Source organism: Sphingopyxis sp. GW821-FHT02C12 (assembly GCF_059421785.1).
The window spans coordinates 2,465,323-2,481,299 of record NZ_JBWKVQ010000001.1; the positions used below are offsets into that span (position 1 = coordinate 2,465,323).

Below are 15,977 nucleotides of genomic sequence, written 5' to 3' on the forward strand. Positions count from 1 at the left end.
CGAATATGTGTGGGATCGCGGGCCTTTATCATCTGGACACGGCAAAGCCGGTCGACCCGGCGCGGCTGCGCGCGATGCTCCATCCGATGGCGCATCGCGGCCCCGACGGCACCGGTGTGTGGACCGCGCCGGGCGTCGGTCTCGGCCATCTCCGCCTCTCGATCATCGACATCGCCGGCAGCCCGCAGCCGATGGCGAGCGACGACGAGGCGGTGACGCTGACCTATAACGGCGAGATCTATAATTTCCGCGAGCTGCGCGCCGAGTTGGAGGAGCGCGGCCACCGTTTCCGCACCAGCGGCGACACGGAGGTGATCATCGCGGCCTGGCGCCAATGGGGCGTCGAATGCCTGTCGCGGCTCAACGGCATGTTCGCCTTCGCGCTCCACGACCATCAGCGGGGTTGCCTGTTCCTCGCGCGCGACCGGCTGGGGGTGAAGCCGCTGCACCATGCGCGGCTGTCCGACGGGTCGCTCGCCTTCGCGTCCGAGCTCAAGGGGCTGCTGCGGCACCCGCTGCTGCGGCAGGAGGCGAATATCGCGGCGGTCGAGGACTTCCTCGCGTTTGGTTACGTCCCCGACGACAATTGTATCGTCGCGGGGGTGCAGAAATTGCCCGCCGGCCATTATCTGCTGCTCGAACGCGGCAAGCCGGTGCCGCCGCCGACCTGCTGGTGGGCGCCCGACTTTTCGAAGCGTATCCGCGCCAGCGAGGGCGAGGCGGCCGAGCATCTGACGCACCTGATGCGCGCTGCGGTGACCGACCGCATGGTATCCGACGTGCCGCTCGGCGCTTTCCTGTCGGGCGGGGTCGACAGCAGCGCGGTGGTGGCCTTGATGGCGGAGGCGAGCAGCAAGGCGGTCAAAACCTGCACGATCGGCTTCGACCAGGCGGCGCTCGACGAGACGGCTTATGCGCAAGCAATCGCCGAGCGCTTCGCGACCGACCATCGCACGCGGACGGTCGCGGCCAGCGACTTCGACCTTGTCGACCGGATCGCCGACATGTTCGACGAGCCCTTCGCCGACGCGAGCGCGCTGCCGACCTATCGCGTCTGCGAACTCGCGCGCGAAGAGGTCACCGTGGCGCTGTCGGGCGACGGCGCTGACGAGGCGTTCGCGGGCTATCGCCGGCTGGTGTTCCAGCATCAGGAGGAACGGCTGCGCGGGCTGATCCCCGGGGTGCTGCGCCGCAATCTGCTCGGGCCGCTGGCGAAGGTCTGGCCGCAGATGGACTGGGCGCCGCGCCCGCTGCGCGCGCGCGCGACGCTCGCCAGCTTGTCGAAGAGCGGCGCCGAAGGCTATGGCGAGGCGGTCGGGGTGACCGGCCCCGACCAGCGCGCGCGGCTGTTCAACGATGCGGCGAAAAACGCGCTCGGCGATCATGTCGCCGAGGCGCGTTATTGGCAGGCGATGGCCGACGCGCCGGCGCGCGAACCGCTCGATCGTGCGCAATATGCCGATCTGAAAATCTGGCTGCCCGGCGACATATTGACCAAGACCGACCGGATGAGCATGGCGGTGAGCCTCGAAGCGCGCGAGCCGTTGCTCGACTATCGCCTTGTGGAATTCGCCGCGAGCCTGCCCGCGTCGATGCGGGTGAAGGGCGGCACCGGCAAGGCGATCATGAAGCAGGCGATGGAGCGTTACCTGCCGCACGACATCCTCTATCGGCCCAAGATGGGGTTCGTGACCCCGGTATCGCACTGGTTTCGCGGCCCGCTGGTCGAGCAGGCGAAGGCGCTTGCGACCTCGTCCACCCTCGCGCGGTCGGGCTGGTTCGACATGGCCGAGATCGAACGCATCGTCTCCGCGCACCAGAGCGGACGGCGCGATCACGGGCGGCTGATTTGGCAATTCTTCATGCTGGAAAAGTCGCTGGCGAAATTGTTCGGGATTTGAGGTGCGACGACGGTCCGCTTGCGGATGATTTCTAGACCATCCTCTATTTCCGTTTGTGTCGAGCGAAGTCGAGACACGCGAAGGCCGGCGCTCCCCAAGCGTGTCTCGACTTCGCTCGACACAAACGGGATCTATAGCGCAGCTTATCCTCTACCGCCTGAAACCGGTCGCTCCGCTTATCCTTCCAGCCACCTCATCTTAACCCCTCGCTGCTAGCCTCGCCGCAATGACGGTTCATCCCGCCTTTCCCGCCGACGGCATGCCCGCGCCCGCCGCCGCCACGCCGCTGACGGTGCGCGTCGTCGATCCGCTGGCGCTGTCTCCGGCGCTTGCGGCCGCGTGGGACGCGGTTGCGGCCGAGGCGAGCGAGCCGAACCCCTTTGCTGAACGCTGGTGCCTGCAGTCGGCGCTGCACCTGCTCGATCCCGAGCGGCTGACGCGGCTCGTCATGGTCCGCGACGGCGCCGAAGGGCCGGTGATCGGCGTCATGCCGCTGGCGCCCGCCAGCCATTATGGCCGCCTGCCGTTTCGCCATGTCACCGGCTGGGCGCATCCCAATCATTTTCATGGCGCCCCGCTGGTCCGCGCGGGGTTCGAGAGTCTGTTCTGGTCGATCCTGCTCGGCTGGTGCGACGCCGCGCGCTGGGCGAAGACGCTGGTCCATATGCCGCGACTGACCGAGGACGGCCCGCTTCACCGCGCGCTGGTCGATGTCGCTCGCGGTCGCGGCGCCGAGGCTGAGATCGTCCATCGCGAAGAGCGGGCGCTGCTCGAAAGTGCCCTGTCGCCCGAGGATTATTGGGACGGCGCGGTGCGCGCGAAAAAGCGCAAAGAACATCGGCGGCAGGCGAACCGGCTGGCCGAACAGGGCGCGGTCGCCTTTCGCCGCTGGTCGGCGGGCGAACCGGTCGAACCATGGGTCGATGCCTTCCTCGACCTCGAAGCGCGCGGCTGGAAGGGGCGCGCCGGATCGGCGCTCGCCAGCCATGGCGAGACCGAGGCGTGGTTCCGCGCGATCCTCGCCGGGGCCGCGGAAGCCGGGCGGCTCGACATGCGTGCGCTCGACCTCGACGGCCGGCCGCTCGCGATGCTGGTCAACTTCCTCTGCCCGCCGGGCGGCTTTTCGTTCAAGACCGCGTTCGATGAGGATTATGCGCGCTTTTCGCCCGGGGTATTGCTGCAACAGGCGAACCTCGACCTGCTGGACGACGATCGCATCGACTGGGTCGACAGTTGCGCCGCGTCGGGCCATCCGATGATCGACAGCGTATGGCGCGAGCGCCGCGCGCTCGTCTGGATCAATGTGCCGCTGAGCGGCGCCGGCGACCGGCTGCGCTTTTCGCTGCTCACCAAGGCCGAAAAGGCATGGCGGCGGCTGAAACGGACCGATGCCGCACCCGCCGAAACGACCGAAGACCAGGACCAGCCATGACCGCGCACCAAAAGATCGATAGCCGCGTCTTTCCGCCCGAGACGCTCGAAACGATGGAACGGCTTTATCCGCAACAGGCCGGATTGCTGCATCACCGGCTGCCCGACCATCCGCTCTTGTCGCTCGAAGCGCTGGCGCGGCTCGGCGAAGGCCTGCCCGCCGGGCAGGTCGAATATAATCCGGGCGACGTGCCGATCGGCATATTGCCCGAAGATATTCCCGCCAACGGCCTGTCGATCGGCGAGACGATCCGCACCATCGACAGCAATGGCAGCTGGGCGGTGCTCAAGAATATCGAGAGTGAGGCGCCGTATCGCGATCTGCTGATGGCGCTGCTCGGCGAACTCGAACCCGTGGTGCAGCCGCGCACCGGCGCGATGCTGACGCCGCAGGGGTTTATCTTCATCTCGTCGCCGGGGTCGATCACCCCGTTCCACTTCGATCCCGAGCATAATATCCTGCTGCAACTGCGCGGGACCAAGGTGATGAACGTCTGGCCGGCCGGCGACGAACGCTTCGCGCATCGCCGCGAACATGAGCGTTATCACACCGGCGGCCACCGCAATTTGCCGTGGGAGGAAGGCTATGAGGGCGGGCAGAAAGCCGTGCCGCTCGCGCCCGGCGACGCGGTTCTGATGCCCGTCATGGCGCCGCACTATGTCGCCAATGGCGACGCACCGTCGATCTCGCTGTCGATCACCTGGCGCAGCGAATGGAGCTATCGCGAATCCGAAGCCCATGCGGCCAACGCCGCACTGCGCCGCATGGGGCTCGACCCCGCGATGCCGCCGCGCTGGCCGAGCTACGCCTGGGCCAAGACCGTCGGCTGGCGGCTCGCGCGGAAGCTGCGGCTTGTCCACTGACAGATGGCTTTCCATCGCCGCCTTTTGCGGCTATGGGCGCGCATCCCAATTTGTTCGAGACCCTTGAGGATTGATGGCGAAAGAAGAACTTCTGGAAATGCGCGGCCAGGTGGTCGAACTGCTTCCCAACGCGATGTTTCGCGTCAAACTGGAAAACGATCACGAGATTCTCGGCCACACGGCCGGCAAGATGCGCAAAAATCGCATCCGCGTGCTCGTCGGTGACGAGGTTCTCGTCGAACTGACCCCCTATGACCTGACCAAGGGTCGGATCACCTATCGCTTCAAGTGAGCGGGGCGGTGGATGCTCCTGCGCTGGTGCTGGCCTCGACGTCGCCGCGCCGGCTCGAATTGCTCGCGCGCATCGGCCTGACCCCGACGCGCGTCGCAGCCCCCGAAATCGATGAAACGCCGCTGAAGGGCGAACTGCCGCGCGCCTATGTCGCGCGGCTCGCCGAAGGCAAGGCGCTTGCGGTCGAACGCGCGCCGAACGAGGTGGTGCTCGCCGGCGACACCACCGTCGCGGTCGGACGCCGCATCCTCGAAAAGCCGGTCGACGAGGCCGATTTGCGTCGCATGCTCGGCCTGCTGTCGGGACGGCGGCACCATGTCTGGTCGGGCGTCTGCGTCGTCGGCGCCGACGGCAAGCCGCGCGTCCGCGTCGCCGACACCATCGTCGCCTTCAAGGTGCTGAGCGCCGCCGAGATCGACTGGTATGTCGAATGTGGGGAAGGGATGGGCAAGGCGGGCGGCTATGCGATCCAGGGCCGGGCCGAAAGCTTCGTCCGCCTCCTGTCGGGCAGCCATTCGAACGTCGTCGGCCTGCCGCTGTTCGAGACGCGCGGTCTGCTGAGCAGCGCGGGTGTGCCGCTTGGCTGAGTGGCTGTACGAAGCCGGGATCGGCGAGGCGCGCGCCGCGCTGGTCGAGGACGGTGCAATCGTCGAGGCCCGCATCGAACGCGACGATGAAGCTCCCCTCGTCGGAGCGATTGTTTCCGCCCGGCTGGTCGAATCGGGCAAGGTCATGCTCGATGTGCCGGGCCAACCCCTCGCGACGATCGCGGCGCTGCCATCCCCCATCTCGCTCGGTACGAGGCTCATCGTCGAAATCACGCGCATGGCGCTACGCGAACGCGGACGCGACAAGCCCGCCCGCGTTCGGCTGGCGACCGAGGGCAGTTCGCCGGTCGCGGGACCCGATCTTCGCACGCGCATCGCCGCGACGGAATTTCCGGTGGTCGACTTGCACCCGACAGGCCTCGACCGCCTTGAAGAGGCCGGGTGGTCCGAGGTGATCGACCATGTCCGCGCCGGCCATTGGCCCTTTGCCGGTGGCGCGCTGTGGGTCGATACGACGCCCGCGATGACGCTGATCGATATCGACGGCGAAGGTGACGCCCTGGCGCTCGCGAAGGCGGGGGCAGCGGCGGCGGCCCATGTCATCCGTTGCTGCGATGTCGGCGGGTCGATCGGAATCGACTTTCCGTCACTTCGCACCCGCGCCGAACGGCTGGCCGTCGACGCGCTCATCGACGAAATCCTGCCACAGCCTTTCGAACGCACCGCAACCAACGGGTTCGGCTTGCTGCAGATCATCCGCCGCCGCGAGCGGCCGTCGCTGATCGAGCAGGTGCGGTTCGATGCGACCGCGACCGACGCGGCGCTGCTGCTGCGGCAGGCCGAGCGCGCGGCGGGGACGGGGGTGTTGCGCCTGACCGTGCGCCCGGCGGTTGCCGACCATATTGCGGCGCACCCTGCGTGGACCCATATGCTGCAGACACGCACCGGACGCCCGGTCGAACTCATCGCCGATGCCGCCATCAAAGGATCGGGCCATGCCCAGTAAACCCGCCGCCAGACCGCGTACCTGTCCGCTATGCGGCCAGCCGCGTGCCGACGAATTCAAGCCTTTCTGCAGCCGCGGCTGCCGCGACCGCGACTTGCTCAACTGGTTCGGCGAGGGCTATCGCGTGCCCGTCGACCAGCCCGCCGACGGCACCGCCGACGAGGATAATTTCACCGACGAATAGCCGGTCGTAACGGCGCAACAAAGGTGCTGGACAGGATGCGAGACCCTGCCTATAGCCGCCGCTCGCCAGCGGGCCGGTCGGCTTCGCGAGGCCCGTGCCCGGGTAGCTCAGTTGGTAGAGCATGCGACTGAAAATCGCAGTGTCGGCGGTTCGAATCCGTCCCCGGGCACCACTTTTCCCATCCTTATGACCTCAGCCGGACGGTCTCGCGGTCATTCGTCCGGCGTCGCCGCGATCGTGCCCGAGGGTAGCGATATCCGGTCGGCGGCATAGTCGGCGAACATCGCGTCGGGATCGCGCTTCAGCGAAAAGCGGATCGATGCGCGCGCGCGCTCGGTCTCTTCCTCGGTGGTCGAGCTGAAATAATTGGGGCACCCCGCCTTCGAGATCGTGACCTTCCTCGCCGGCACCCCGGTGACGCCCGCCGCCGATATGGATCCGCGCCCGGCGCGGTAGGAGGAGGCCACGACATGGCTCACCCGGTCCGTTGCGCCGGTGAGGCGCCAGAGCGTCGTTTCATAGGATGTCAGGACAAGATAGAGCGGTTGCCCGCCCGGCTCGATCGTCACCTCGACCAGCCGCGTCTTCTCCCGCTTGTCGTTGCTCTCGATCTGGACGGGCGAGATCGTCCGGCTCTCATAGCCGCCATAGGCGATCAGCCTCGCAGCGGCGGGCACGGCTGGTAATTGGCAGATTTCGGCCTGCCAGGTCATCTGGCTTTCGCGTATCCTGCCCCGGATCGCCGCAAGTTCCGGCTCCGACGTGGTGCCGTCGCCATCGGCATCGACGGCGCGGAAGGCCTTTTCCGCCAAAACGGTCAGTTCGGCGGCGGTCAGCCGGCCGTCGCCGTCGGGATCGGTCGCGAGCAGCGCGACGAGCCGATAGTCCCATGCCTGCTGGCGCGCGGTCGCGGCGGCTTCGGGCAGGGTAATGACGCCATCGCCGTCGATGTCATATTGCTGGAGATGATGCTCGATGCGGCGATCGCGCGCGGTTTGATCGTCGGGCGTGCCGGAATCGGCGCTCGTGCTCGTCCCGATTTCGTCGCGGGTGATCCGGAAGTCGCCGTCGAGGTCCATCGGCAGGATTCGCTGGATCGGCCCGGCGCGCTGGACCGCTGCGCGCCGCGCCATGGCAAAGTCGATGTCGCGCTGGTCGAGGCCGTCGCCGGCCCGATCCGCCTGGCGAAGCTCGCCGACCACCCGCGCGACATAGTCTTCGATATGGCCGCCGCTGTGGAATCCGTTCACGAGGGCGATCGGAACGTCGGGGGCTGGGGGTTGCGCGGCCGCGGATGCCGCGATCGCCAGCGCGGCCGCCGCGGCGATCCCGGGGGGCATGCTCCTATGTGTAGCTTGCATCATGATCTCCTCGCTCGCAGTAGCGTCACCCTAAAGGGGCAAGGTTAAGACATGGCCTATTGTGGCGATGCCATGGCCTGACTTGACCCGTCATGGTGCGGTGCAAACTGTTGCTTTTTGGTCACTTAACCCCGGAAAATCAGTCATGTGATAACGCCGCCCCGTTGACGCGGCGAACCGGGCGGCTAGAGCCGCCAGTTCCCGCTGGAGCATCCCCTCCTTTGGCCCATGGGCCGCGTTCCGGCGGGTTGGAGAGAGAGACCTCATGACCTTGCGCAACATCCTGTTGGGCGCCACCATGCTGTGCGCCGCAACCACCCCTGCCTTCGCCTTTGCCCAGGACGCCGCCCCGGCCGCCGACACGACGACCGAAACCGTCGATTATGGCAACGAGATCATCGTCACCGCGACCAAGCGTTCGCAGACGCTGCAGGACACGCCCGTCGCCGTTTCGGTGACCTCGGCCGCCGACCTCGAGCGTTCGCAGATCCGCGACCTCATCGACCTGCAGTCGGCGGTGCCGAGCCTGCGCGTGTCGCAGCTCCAGTCGAGCGCGAACACCAACTTCATCATCCGCGGCTTCGGCAACGGCGCGAACAATGCCGGGATCGAACCGTCGGTCGGCGTCTTCATCGACGGCGTCTACCGCTCGCGCTCGGCCGCGCAGATCGGCGACCTTCCCGCCGTCGAGCGCATCGAAGTGCTGCGCGGCCCGCAGTCGACCCTGTTCGGCAAGAACGCCTCGGCGGGCGTCATCAGCATCGTGACGCAAAAGCCGCAGTTCAAGTTCGGCGGCAGCGCCGAAGTCACCTATGGCAATTACGACGCGATCACCGTGAAGGGCAATGTCACCGGCCCGATCAGCGACACGATCGCCTTCTCGATCGGCGGCAACTACAACCGCCGCGACGGCTATGCCCAGGACCTGAAGCTTGGCACCGACGTCAATGACCGCAACCGTTACGGCGTGCGCGGCCAGTTGCTGTTCGAACCGACCGATGCGCTGTCGATCCGCCTGATCGGCGACTATGACAAGATCGACGAAAATTGCTGCATCGCCGGCAACGTCATCGCCGGTCCCACCGTCGCGATCACCAACGCGCTGGCGGGCGGCCCCAGCGTCGATGCGAACAATCCCTTCTCGTACAATGTGTACAACAACTTCCTGTCGTCGAACAAAATCAAGAACTACGGCGGTTCGGCGCAGATCGATTACGACCTCGGCAATCTCGCGCTGACCTCGATCACCGCCTATCGCCAGGTTCGCGCCGACACCAACCAGGATTCGGACTTCACCGGCGCCGACCTGATCGGTGAGAAGAGCGATTATGTCGACATCGACACCTTCACGCAGGAATTCCGCGTGACGTCCGATTTCGACGGCCCGCTCAACTTCCTGCTCGGCGGCTATTATTTCAACGAGAAGATCGACCAGCAGAGCGCGATCAAGTTCGGCACCCAGTTCCGTCCCTATGGCGATGCGCTGATCCGCGCGGCGAGCGGCAACGCGCTCAACGTTGGACTGCTCGAAGGCACGCTCGGCGCGCTCGAAGGCAATCCGGCAAAATATGCAGGGACCTTCTTCAAGACCGGCACCGGGCTCGACGAAGCCTATCGCCTGAAGAATGAAGCCATGTCGATCTTCGGCACCGTCGATTTCGACGTCACCGATCGCCTGACCCTCACCGTCGGCGCCAACTACACCAAGGACAAGAAGCGCTTCGCGACCGACGTCGTCAGCAGCGACGTCTTCTCGGGCATCAACCTCGACGCGGCGGCCTATGCGCCGTTCCGTCAGGCTCTGTTGGTGGGTGCGGGCGTCGATCCGGCGACCGCCGCATTCCTTGCGGCCAATCCCACGATTGTTGGCGCAAATCCGCTCTGTCCTCGTCAGGCGGATGGTTCGCGTTTGGGCCTCTGTCAGTTCCAGTTCCTGCCGCCGTTCCTGAACCTGCCCAATGCGGTCGAGCCCGGCAAGACCAACGACAGCGATCTCGCCTACAGCGTCCGCGCGTCGTATGAGCTGACCGACACGGTCAACCTCTATGCGACCTATGCGACGGGCTTCAAGGCGAGCTCGGTCAACCTGTCGCGCGACAGCCGCCCGCTCCGCAGCGACCTGCCGGCGATCATCAGCGGCGGTCTGGGCACGGTGAACCTCACCTCGGGTTCGCGTTTCGCGGCGCCGGAAGAATCGACCGTTTATGAAGCGGGCCTCAAGGCCAACTGGTCGGTCGCGTCGCTGAACCTCGCGGTGTTCAAGCAGTCGATCAAGGGCTTCCAGTCGAACATCTTCACCGGGACCGGCTTCGCGCTCGCCAATGCGGGCAAGCAGTCGACTTTCGGCGTCGAGTTCGACGGCTCGGTCCGCCCGGTCGAGGGCCTGAACCTGACGATGGCGCTCACCTATCTCGATCCGAAGTACGACAGCTTCATCAATTCGGCGTTCGGCGATATCTCGGGCAGCACGCCCGCGGGCATCCCGGCGCTGACGGTGTCGGCTGGCGGTACCTACACGCATGAATTCGCGGGCGGTACGCGCGCGATCCTGCACGTCGACTATCATTATGAGAGCCCGGTGCAGATCGTCGAGGGCCTGACCGGTTTCCCGGCCAGCGTCGCGCAGAATCTGAAGCGCGAAGTCAACCAGCTCAACGCGTCGTTCACCGTCGCGCTGACCAATGGCGTCGAAGTCGGCGTGTGGGGCCGCAACCTCACCAACGCGACCTATCTGACGACGATCTTCCCCGCGGTGGCGCAGTCGGGCAGCGTTTCGGGCTACCCGAACCAGCCGCGCACCTATGGCGGTGTCGTTCGCTTCAAATTCTGAGGATCGGGATAGCGGGGGGCGGCACGCCTGCCCCCCGCTGTCGGGTCCCCGGATTTCGGGCATAGAAAAACCCGGCCTCTCCGCCGAGAGGCCGGGTTTTCTTTTGGGCGTTGCCGCCGTCGGGCTTTAGAACTTCACGCCCGCCGCGATGCCGTAGCGGCGCGGTTCGAGGGTGAAGATGTTGGTGTAGTTACCCGACGACTGGTCGGTGATGTACAGGCCGGTGACACTCGACGAGTTGAACAGGTTCTGGATGAACCCCTTCACATACCATTTGTCGTCGGTGCCGTTCAGCTGCATCTGGGCGTTGACCTGGGCATAGCCTTTGATCTTGTTCACATTGCCGTTGAAGATGCTGCCATAGCTGTCGCCGGTGTAGGCGAGGTCGAAGCGCGGGACGAGCGACATGCCGTCGCCGAAGTTGACGGTATATTGGACACCTGCCGAGAATTTGTAATTCGGTGCCTGCGGCAGTTCATTGCCCTTCAGATTGACGGGAATACCCGCCGTATACTGGAAGAGCTCGCCATTGAGCGTGGCCGAGGTCTCGATCCCGCCAAAGGCCTGGCCAAGCGTCGGTGCCAGCGCCATGACCACGGCGCAAACGCTGTAGGCGCCCGTCGATGCGATGCCGCCATCCGACGGGAAGGGTGTGGTCCCTTGCAAGCCGGCGCCCGCCTTGAGACCCGGAATGGCGCCCTGGTTGATCAGCGCATTGACCTGGTTCACATAGCCGTTGACCCCGGCCACGTTGCCCGACGCCGACGCCACCGCGCAGTTCGCGGCGTTGGTGATGTCCTTGATGATCACCGCATCCTTGCGGCCGCCACCGAAGTCACGCGGATTGCTGCTATATTCGTCGCCGACGACCTTGGTGTTCAGATAGCTGAAACCCAGGTTGATCACGAGGTTCGGATCGGGGCGGACGATGGCTTCGGCCTCGAAACCCCAGATATTGGCATTGATATTGTCGTTGACCGCGGTGCGGGCGACGATCTTGCTGAGCTGAAGATCCTTGTACTTGTAATAGAAGCCGGTGAGGTTCAGCTGCAATGCGCCGTCGCCGAACGTGTTCTTCGACCCGATTTCGAACGCATCGACCTGTTCGGGCTTGAAGTTCTCGGGCACCTGGAAGATCGGTTGCAGCGGCGGGTTGATGCCCCCCGATTTATAGCCCCGCGAATAGGAGGCGTAGATCAGGTTGTCCTCGGTGACCTTGAAGTCGAGGACCGCGCGTCCGGTCAGCTTGTTGAACTTCACGCTGCGCGCCTGGATGAGCTGGTTGCCCGGCGTGCCCGGATCGGCGTCGAACGAGCCGACGAAGGGCGAACCGAACACGTCGCCGGTCTGGCCGAAGGGCGTCAGGAAGCTGGCGAGGGTCGACCGCGCGAGCACGCTCTTCTTGTCGTTGTTGTAGCGCAGGCCGGCGGTCAGCTTCAGCCGGTCGTTGAACTCGAAATAGGCCTCGCCGAAGATGCCATAGGATTTGATCTTCAGATCGTCGGTGTTGTTGCGGAAGAAAGGCGTCGCGAGGAACGACGGCGGCAGGCCGTTGGCGAACGAGTTGAACGCGCCGAGAACGCCGGTCAGATAGTCGATCGGGAAGGCGTTCACATAATAGCTGTTCTCGGTCAGGTGATAATCGGCATAGATGCCGCCGACGAGGAAGTTGAACGGCCCGTCGAGATCGCTGCTGAGAATGGCTTCCGTCGACCAGCTGCTGTTATACTGGTTCGACCGGTCGAACTGCAGCGACGTCGCGTCGCAGATCTTGTTGCCGCCGAACGAGCCGAAGCCGGTTTCCTCGGGCAGCGAGGTGCAGAGCGGGCCGTTCGGGCCCTGCGGAATGATCGCGGCGGCGACCGGCGCGAAATAGGCGGCCGAACCGGGAACAAAGGCGGGAAAGGGCGCCGGAAGACCGGTCGGGATGCCATTGGCGGCAAAGAAGGCCAGCGTGTTCAGGCCGCCCGCATACAGGGCCCGATTGCCGACGTTGCTGTTATAGTCCTGCATCGAGTCGAGCTTGACCTTTTGGTACTGGCCCGAAACCTGCAGCGAGACCGGCCCGAAATTATGCTCGATCTCGCCCTGCAGCGTCAGTTCGCTGGTGAAATATTGCGGGGTGAAGGCGGTGTTCACGGTACGCGAATCGGCGGGGATCGTCGTGTTGGCATAGACGTCGGGACCATAGAGGCTGCCGAGTGCGAACGCCGTCGGGATACCCTGGGTCGCGAGGAATTCCTTCGACGTCAGCGCGGCGGTAAAGGTCGCATTGCCGTTGAACGGCGAATTGTCGCGGCGGGTGTTCAGACAGCCGAGGATGCCGGTCGGGTCGCGCTGGCACTGTTGTTTCTGGATGCGGGTGCGCTTGTCGCGTTCGTGGAAATAGGAGGCGAGGAAATCGACCGTGGTGTCCGGGGTCGGCTCCCAGCGGATCGAACCGCGCACCGAATACAGGTCGCGGTCGTCGATGCGGGTATTGAGGAAGGTGTTCTTGGTATAGCCGTCGCGGTTGAGGTAGATGCCCGCGACGCGCAGTGCCAGGGTGTCGCCGATGGGAATATTCACCATCGCCTTGCCCTTCATCGAATCATAATTGCCGTACTCGGCTTCGGCGGCGGCTTCGAACGCGCCGAGCTTGGGCTTGGCGGTGATGACGTTGACCACGCCCGAGGTCGCGTTGCGGCCGAACAGCGTGCCCTGCGGCCCGCGCAGCACTTCGATGCGCTCGAGGTCGAAGAATTCGGTTTCGAACAGGCGGGTCGAGAAGAGCGGGTCGCCGTTCAGGTGGATCGCGGTCGCGCTGTCGCAGGTCGTGCCGACGCAAAGGTCGCCGATGCCGCGGATGGTAAAACTCGCGCCGGTGAAGTTGGTCTTGGTGAAGGTGACGTTGGGCAGCGTCAGCTGAAGATCCGATGGCGTCTTGATCTGCTGCGCCTCGAGCGCTTCGGTCGAAAAGGCGCTGACCGCGATGGGAACATCCTGCAGGCGTTCGGACTGGCGCTGCGCGGTCACGACGATTTCGCCGCCGAATGCGTCGCGTTCGGTCTCGTCCGCCGCGTTCTGCGCGAACGCCGGGCTCGCCACCGACATCGCAAGGATCGAGGTGCCGATCAGTGCCTTGAACTTCATATATAGCCTCCCTTTTTCGATCCGCGTCGCGGATCGCCCAATTGCATCACTCAATTGGGAGGGGATGTGTCCAGACGTGTGACTACGAGCGCTGAACCTCATCGGTCCAGCGCGAGCGCGTGCGCGATATATTGTAGCCAGCCGTGCTGGGCATCGTCCTCTCCCCCCGGCGCTCGGGGAATAACGCCGGCTCTCCGATCACGGCCTGCTTGAGCAGGCTCTGTAACCTCATAAAACTGCGCCCAGTTGACGAAAGCGTCAAGTGACTTGTTGAACCAGATTCACCTGCTGGAATATTATTACGTGAGACGAGAAAAAAGCTCCGATTCCGCAACGTAAGCTTTGCCCGCTGGAGCAAATTATTGTCGCGCGGGGCTTGCTTCGCGGCGCTTTCGTCCCGAAATGTGCGACATGATAGCAACAGTGAAGGCGGGCGGATGACGAAGGTGGAAGTGGGACCGGACGGCAGGCCGGTGGTGCCCGACGCGGTCCTTGATGCGGTCCGCACACTGATCACATGGGCCGGCGACGACGTGTCGCGCGAGGGCCTGCTCGACACGCCGAAACGGGTCGCGCGCGCCTGGCTCGAATATTGCCAGGGCTATGCCGAGGACCCGGCGATCCACCTGTCGCGCACCTTCGAAGAGGTCGGCGGGTACGACGAGATCGTCCTGCTGCGCGACATCCCGTTCCAGTCGCACTGCGAACATCATATGGCGCCGATCACCGGCAAGGCGTCGATTGCCTATCTGCCCAAGGACCGCGTCGTCGGAATCTCGAAACTCGCGCGCGTGCTCAATGGCTTTGCGCGGCGGCTGCAGGTGCAGGAGCGCCTGACCGCCGAGGTCGCGAAATGCATCTGGGACAATCTCCAGCCGCATGGCGTCGCGGTCGTCATCGACGCCCAGCATGGCTGCATGACCGGACGCGGCGTGCGCACCCCGGGCGTCGGCATGGTGACCAGCCGGCTGCTCGGCTGCTTCCTCGAGGACGAGCGCAGCCGCAAGGAAGTGCTCAGCCTGATGGGCTATTGAGCCGCGGCCGCGGGGTGCAATAAAAACCGATGCTGGGCGACACCGCGCGCGGCACCCAGCCATAGGGCGAACGGTGCACCGCCTGGATGTCGAGATGCGCCGCGATCACCCGTTGCAGCGCGCGCCAGTCGAAGCCCTTGTGTCCGGTCCGGTGCGGCGCGACCTTGTCGAGGCGGTAGGTCGCCGAGTGGAAGGTGTCCTGCCAGCTATATTCGCGGTGCCGCCGATATCCGATCATCGCCGACCCCAGGTTCTTGACTGCGATGGCGGGACCGATCTCGTTCGGTACGGTGCAATAGAATCCGTCGATCTCGGCGCGACCGATATGCTCGACCAGCACCGCGACCTGGTCTGCGGGAATATGTTCGAGGGTTTCGAGCGCGATGACCAGGTCGACCTGGTCGATCAGGTCGAGCCGGTTGCCGATGATGTTCCGCACGGCCCGAAAATTGGGGCGGTCGCCGAAACGGTCGCGGGCGACTGCGCATAGCTTCTGACGCATTTCGACACCGACATAGTCGATGGCGAACCGGGGATTGAGCAGGCCGAAGGCGCGCGCGCTGCCGCAGCCGATGTCGAGGATTCGGATCGGCTTGCCGCCGCGGAAACCCGATAGCGCTGCGACGACGCCGAGCAGGTTCTTGTAGCGGACCGAATGGAGAAAGCGGGTGACCGCGCTGTGGTTGAGGCGGGCTTCGTAGCGGGTTTCTTCGTGGCCACTCACCGGCCCTAGCGCCGCCACATCCGCAGCAGCTGATATTGCACCGCCTGCAGCCGCGTATAATTTTCGGGATCCATCTTGCCGCCCTCGAGCGCCGCGACCTCGTTGAGTTCGTACATCAGATTGCGGTGCGCGACGTCGGGGATCAGGCTCTGGATGAAGGTGATCGCGACCAGCCGTTCGCCGCGGGTCACCGGCTCGACCTCGTGCAGCGTGTGCGAGGGATAGACGATCGCGACGCCCGGAGCTTCCTTGAAGCGCAGGTCGGCGTTGCCGAGCTGCACGTGCAGCGCGCCGCCGTCATAATCGGCGGGATCGCCCAGGAACACCGTGCAGCTGACGTCGGTGCGCAGCTGGCCATCGGGCAGCGGGATATAGGCGGCATCGGGGTGCAGCCCGTAATGCATGCCCGGCTTGTAGCGCGTCAGCAGCGGTGGCGCGATCCGCGCGGGAAAGCTGAACTCCATGAAATCGGGATTGCGCACCATCGCGTCGAGCAGGATCTTCGACGAGCGTTCATAGGCCTGCGCATCGTGGAGCTGGAGGTTGTTCTTGATCGTCGAATGCGGGTTGCTGATCTTGCCGTCGACGAACTGGCCGGCCGCGGCGATGTCGCGCAGCGCGCGCACTTCCGCATCGTCGAGCAACTGGACAAGCTTGAACATCGTCGTTC

The 15,977-nt window shown here is 65.1% G+C and carries 13 protein-coding genes and 1 tRNA gene; 10 read left to right on the forward strand and 4 right to left on the reverse strand.

Annotation, left to right across the window (positions count from 1 at the left end; translation table 11 throughout):
• Positions 1-5 precede the first annotated feature (5 nt).
• The 8 genes from AC07U1_RS11805 to AC07U1_RS11840 all read left to right on the forward strand — a co-directional run bounded on the left by AC07U1_RS11805 (position 6) and on the right by AC07U1_RS11840 (position 6,398).
• Positions 6-1,901, forward strand: a complete 1,896-nt coding sequence (locus tag AC07U1_RS11805) for an XrtA/PEP-CTERM system amidotransferase (protein ID WP_495176382.1) — start codon at positions 6-8, stop codon at positions 1,899-1,901.
• A gap of 226 nt (positions 1,902-2,127) precedes the next feature.
• Positions 2,128-3,333, forward strand: coding sequence for a GNAT family N-acetyltransferase (locus AC07U1_RS11810; RefSeq protein WP_495176381.1), 1,206 nt, complete (start codon positions 2,128-2,130; stop codon positions 3,331-3,333).
• Complete coding sequence (locus tag AC07U1_RS11815; protein WP_495176380.1) at positions 3,330-4,196, forward strand: cupin-like domain-containing protein; 867 nt, start codon at positions 3,330-3,332, stop codon at positions 4,194-4,196. The genes AC07U1_RS11810 and AC07U1_RS11815 overlap by 4 nt, the downstream gene beginning before the upstream one ends.
• Before the next feature lie 73 nt (positions 4,197-4,269).
• On the forward strand, positions 4,270-4,488 hold the full coding sequence (gene infA / locus AC07U1_RS11820; RefSeq protein WP_010162480.1) for a translation initiation factor IF-1: 219 nt from the start codon (positions 4,270-4,272) through the stop codon (positions 4,486-4,488).
• Complete coding sequence (locus AC07U1_RS11825) at positions 4,485-5,075, forward strand: Maf family protein (RefSeq protein ID WP_495197702.1); 591 nt, start codon at positions 4,485-4,487, stop codon at positions 5,073-5,075. The genes infA and AC07U1_RS11825 overlap by 4 nt, the downstream gene beginning before the upstream one ends.
• The gene (locus tag AC07U1_RS11830) at positions 5,059-6,042 is read left to right on the forward strand and encodes a ribonuclease (RefSeq protein WP_495197703.1); all 984 of its coding nucleotides are present in this window, start codon (positions 5,059-5,061) and stop codon (positions 6,040-6,042) included. The genes AC07U1_RS11825 and AC07U1_RS11830 overlap by 17 nt, the downstream gene beginning before the upstream one ends.
• On the forward strand, positions 6,032-6,226 hold the full coding sequence (locus AC07U1_RS11835; RefSeq protein ID WP_495176377.1) for a DNA gyrase inhibitor YacG: 195 nt from the start codon (positions 6,032-6,034) through the stop codon (positions 6,224-6,226). The genes AC07U1_RS11830 and AC07U1_RS11835 overlap by 11 nt, the downstream gene beginning before the upstream one ends.
• Positions 6,227-6,322: 96 nt before the next feature.
• Positions 6,323-6,398: transfer RNA gene (locus AC07U1_RS11840), tRNA-Phe, on the forward strand.
• Positions 6,399-6,438: 40 nt separating this feature from the next.
• Here AC07U1_RS11840 and AC07U1_RS11845 read toward each other — a convergent pair.
• The gene (locus AC07U1_RS11845) at positions 6,439-7,566 is read right to left on the reverse strand and encodes an EF-hand domain-containing protein (protein WP_495176376.1); all 1,128 of its coding nucleotides are present in this window, start codon (positions 7,564-7,566) and stop codon (positions 6,439-6,441) included.
• Between the two features lie 286 nt (positions 7,567-7,852).
• Between AC07U1_RS11845 and AC07U1_RS11850 the strand changes: the two genes are divergently transcribed.
• A complete protein-coding gene (locus tag AC07U1_RS11850) occupies positions 7,853-10,417 on the forward strand; it encodes a TonB-dependent receptor (RefSeq protein ID WP_495176375.1) in 2,565 nt (854 codons plus the stop codon).
• Between the two features lie 126 nt (positions 10,418-10,543).
• Here the strand turns inward: AC07U1_RS11850 and AC07U1_RS11855 are convergent, their stop codons facing one another.
• Positions 10,544-13,549: a TonB-dependent receptor gene (locus tag AC07U1_RS11855; RefSeq protein WP_495176374.1), complete on the reverse strand. Its 3,006-nt coding sequence runs from the start codon at positions 13,547-13,549 to the stop codon at positions 10,544-10,546.
• A 437-nt stretch (positions 13,550-13,986) separates the two neighbouring features.
• On the opposite strand from AC07U1_RS11855, the gene folE reads away from it, so the two are divergent.
• Positions 13,987-14,583, forward strand: coding sequence for a GTP cyclohydrolase I FolE (gene folE, locus AC07U1_RS11860; RefSeq protein WP_495176373.1), 597 nt, complete (start codon positions 13,987-13,989; stop codon positions 14,581-14,583).
• On the opposite strand, the gene AC07U1_RS11865 is transcribed toward folE, so the two are convergent.
• Positions 14,564-15,307, reverse strand: a complete 744-nt coding sequence (locus AC07U1_RS11865) for a class I SAM-dependent methyltransferase (protein WP_495176372.1) — start codon at positions 15,305-15,307, stop codon at positions 14,564-14,566. The genes folE and AC07U1_RS11865 overlap by 20 nt on opposite strands.
• A 5-nt stretch (positions 15,308-15,312) precedes the next feature.
• Complete coding sequence (locus AC07U1_RS11870) at positions 15,313-15,969, reverse strand: Fe2+-dependent dioxygenase (protein WP_187140328.1); 657 nt, start codon at positions 15,967-15,969, stop codon at positions 15,313-15,315.
• Positions 15,970-15,977: the final 8 nt, after the last annotated feature.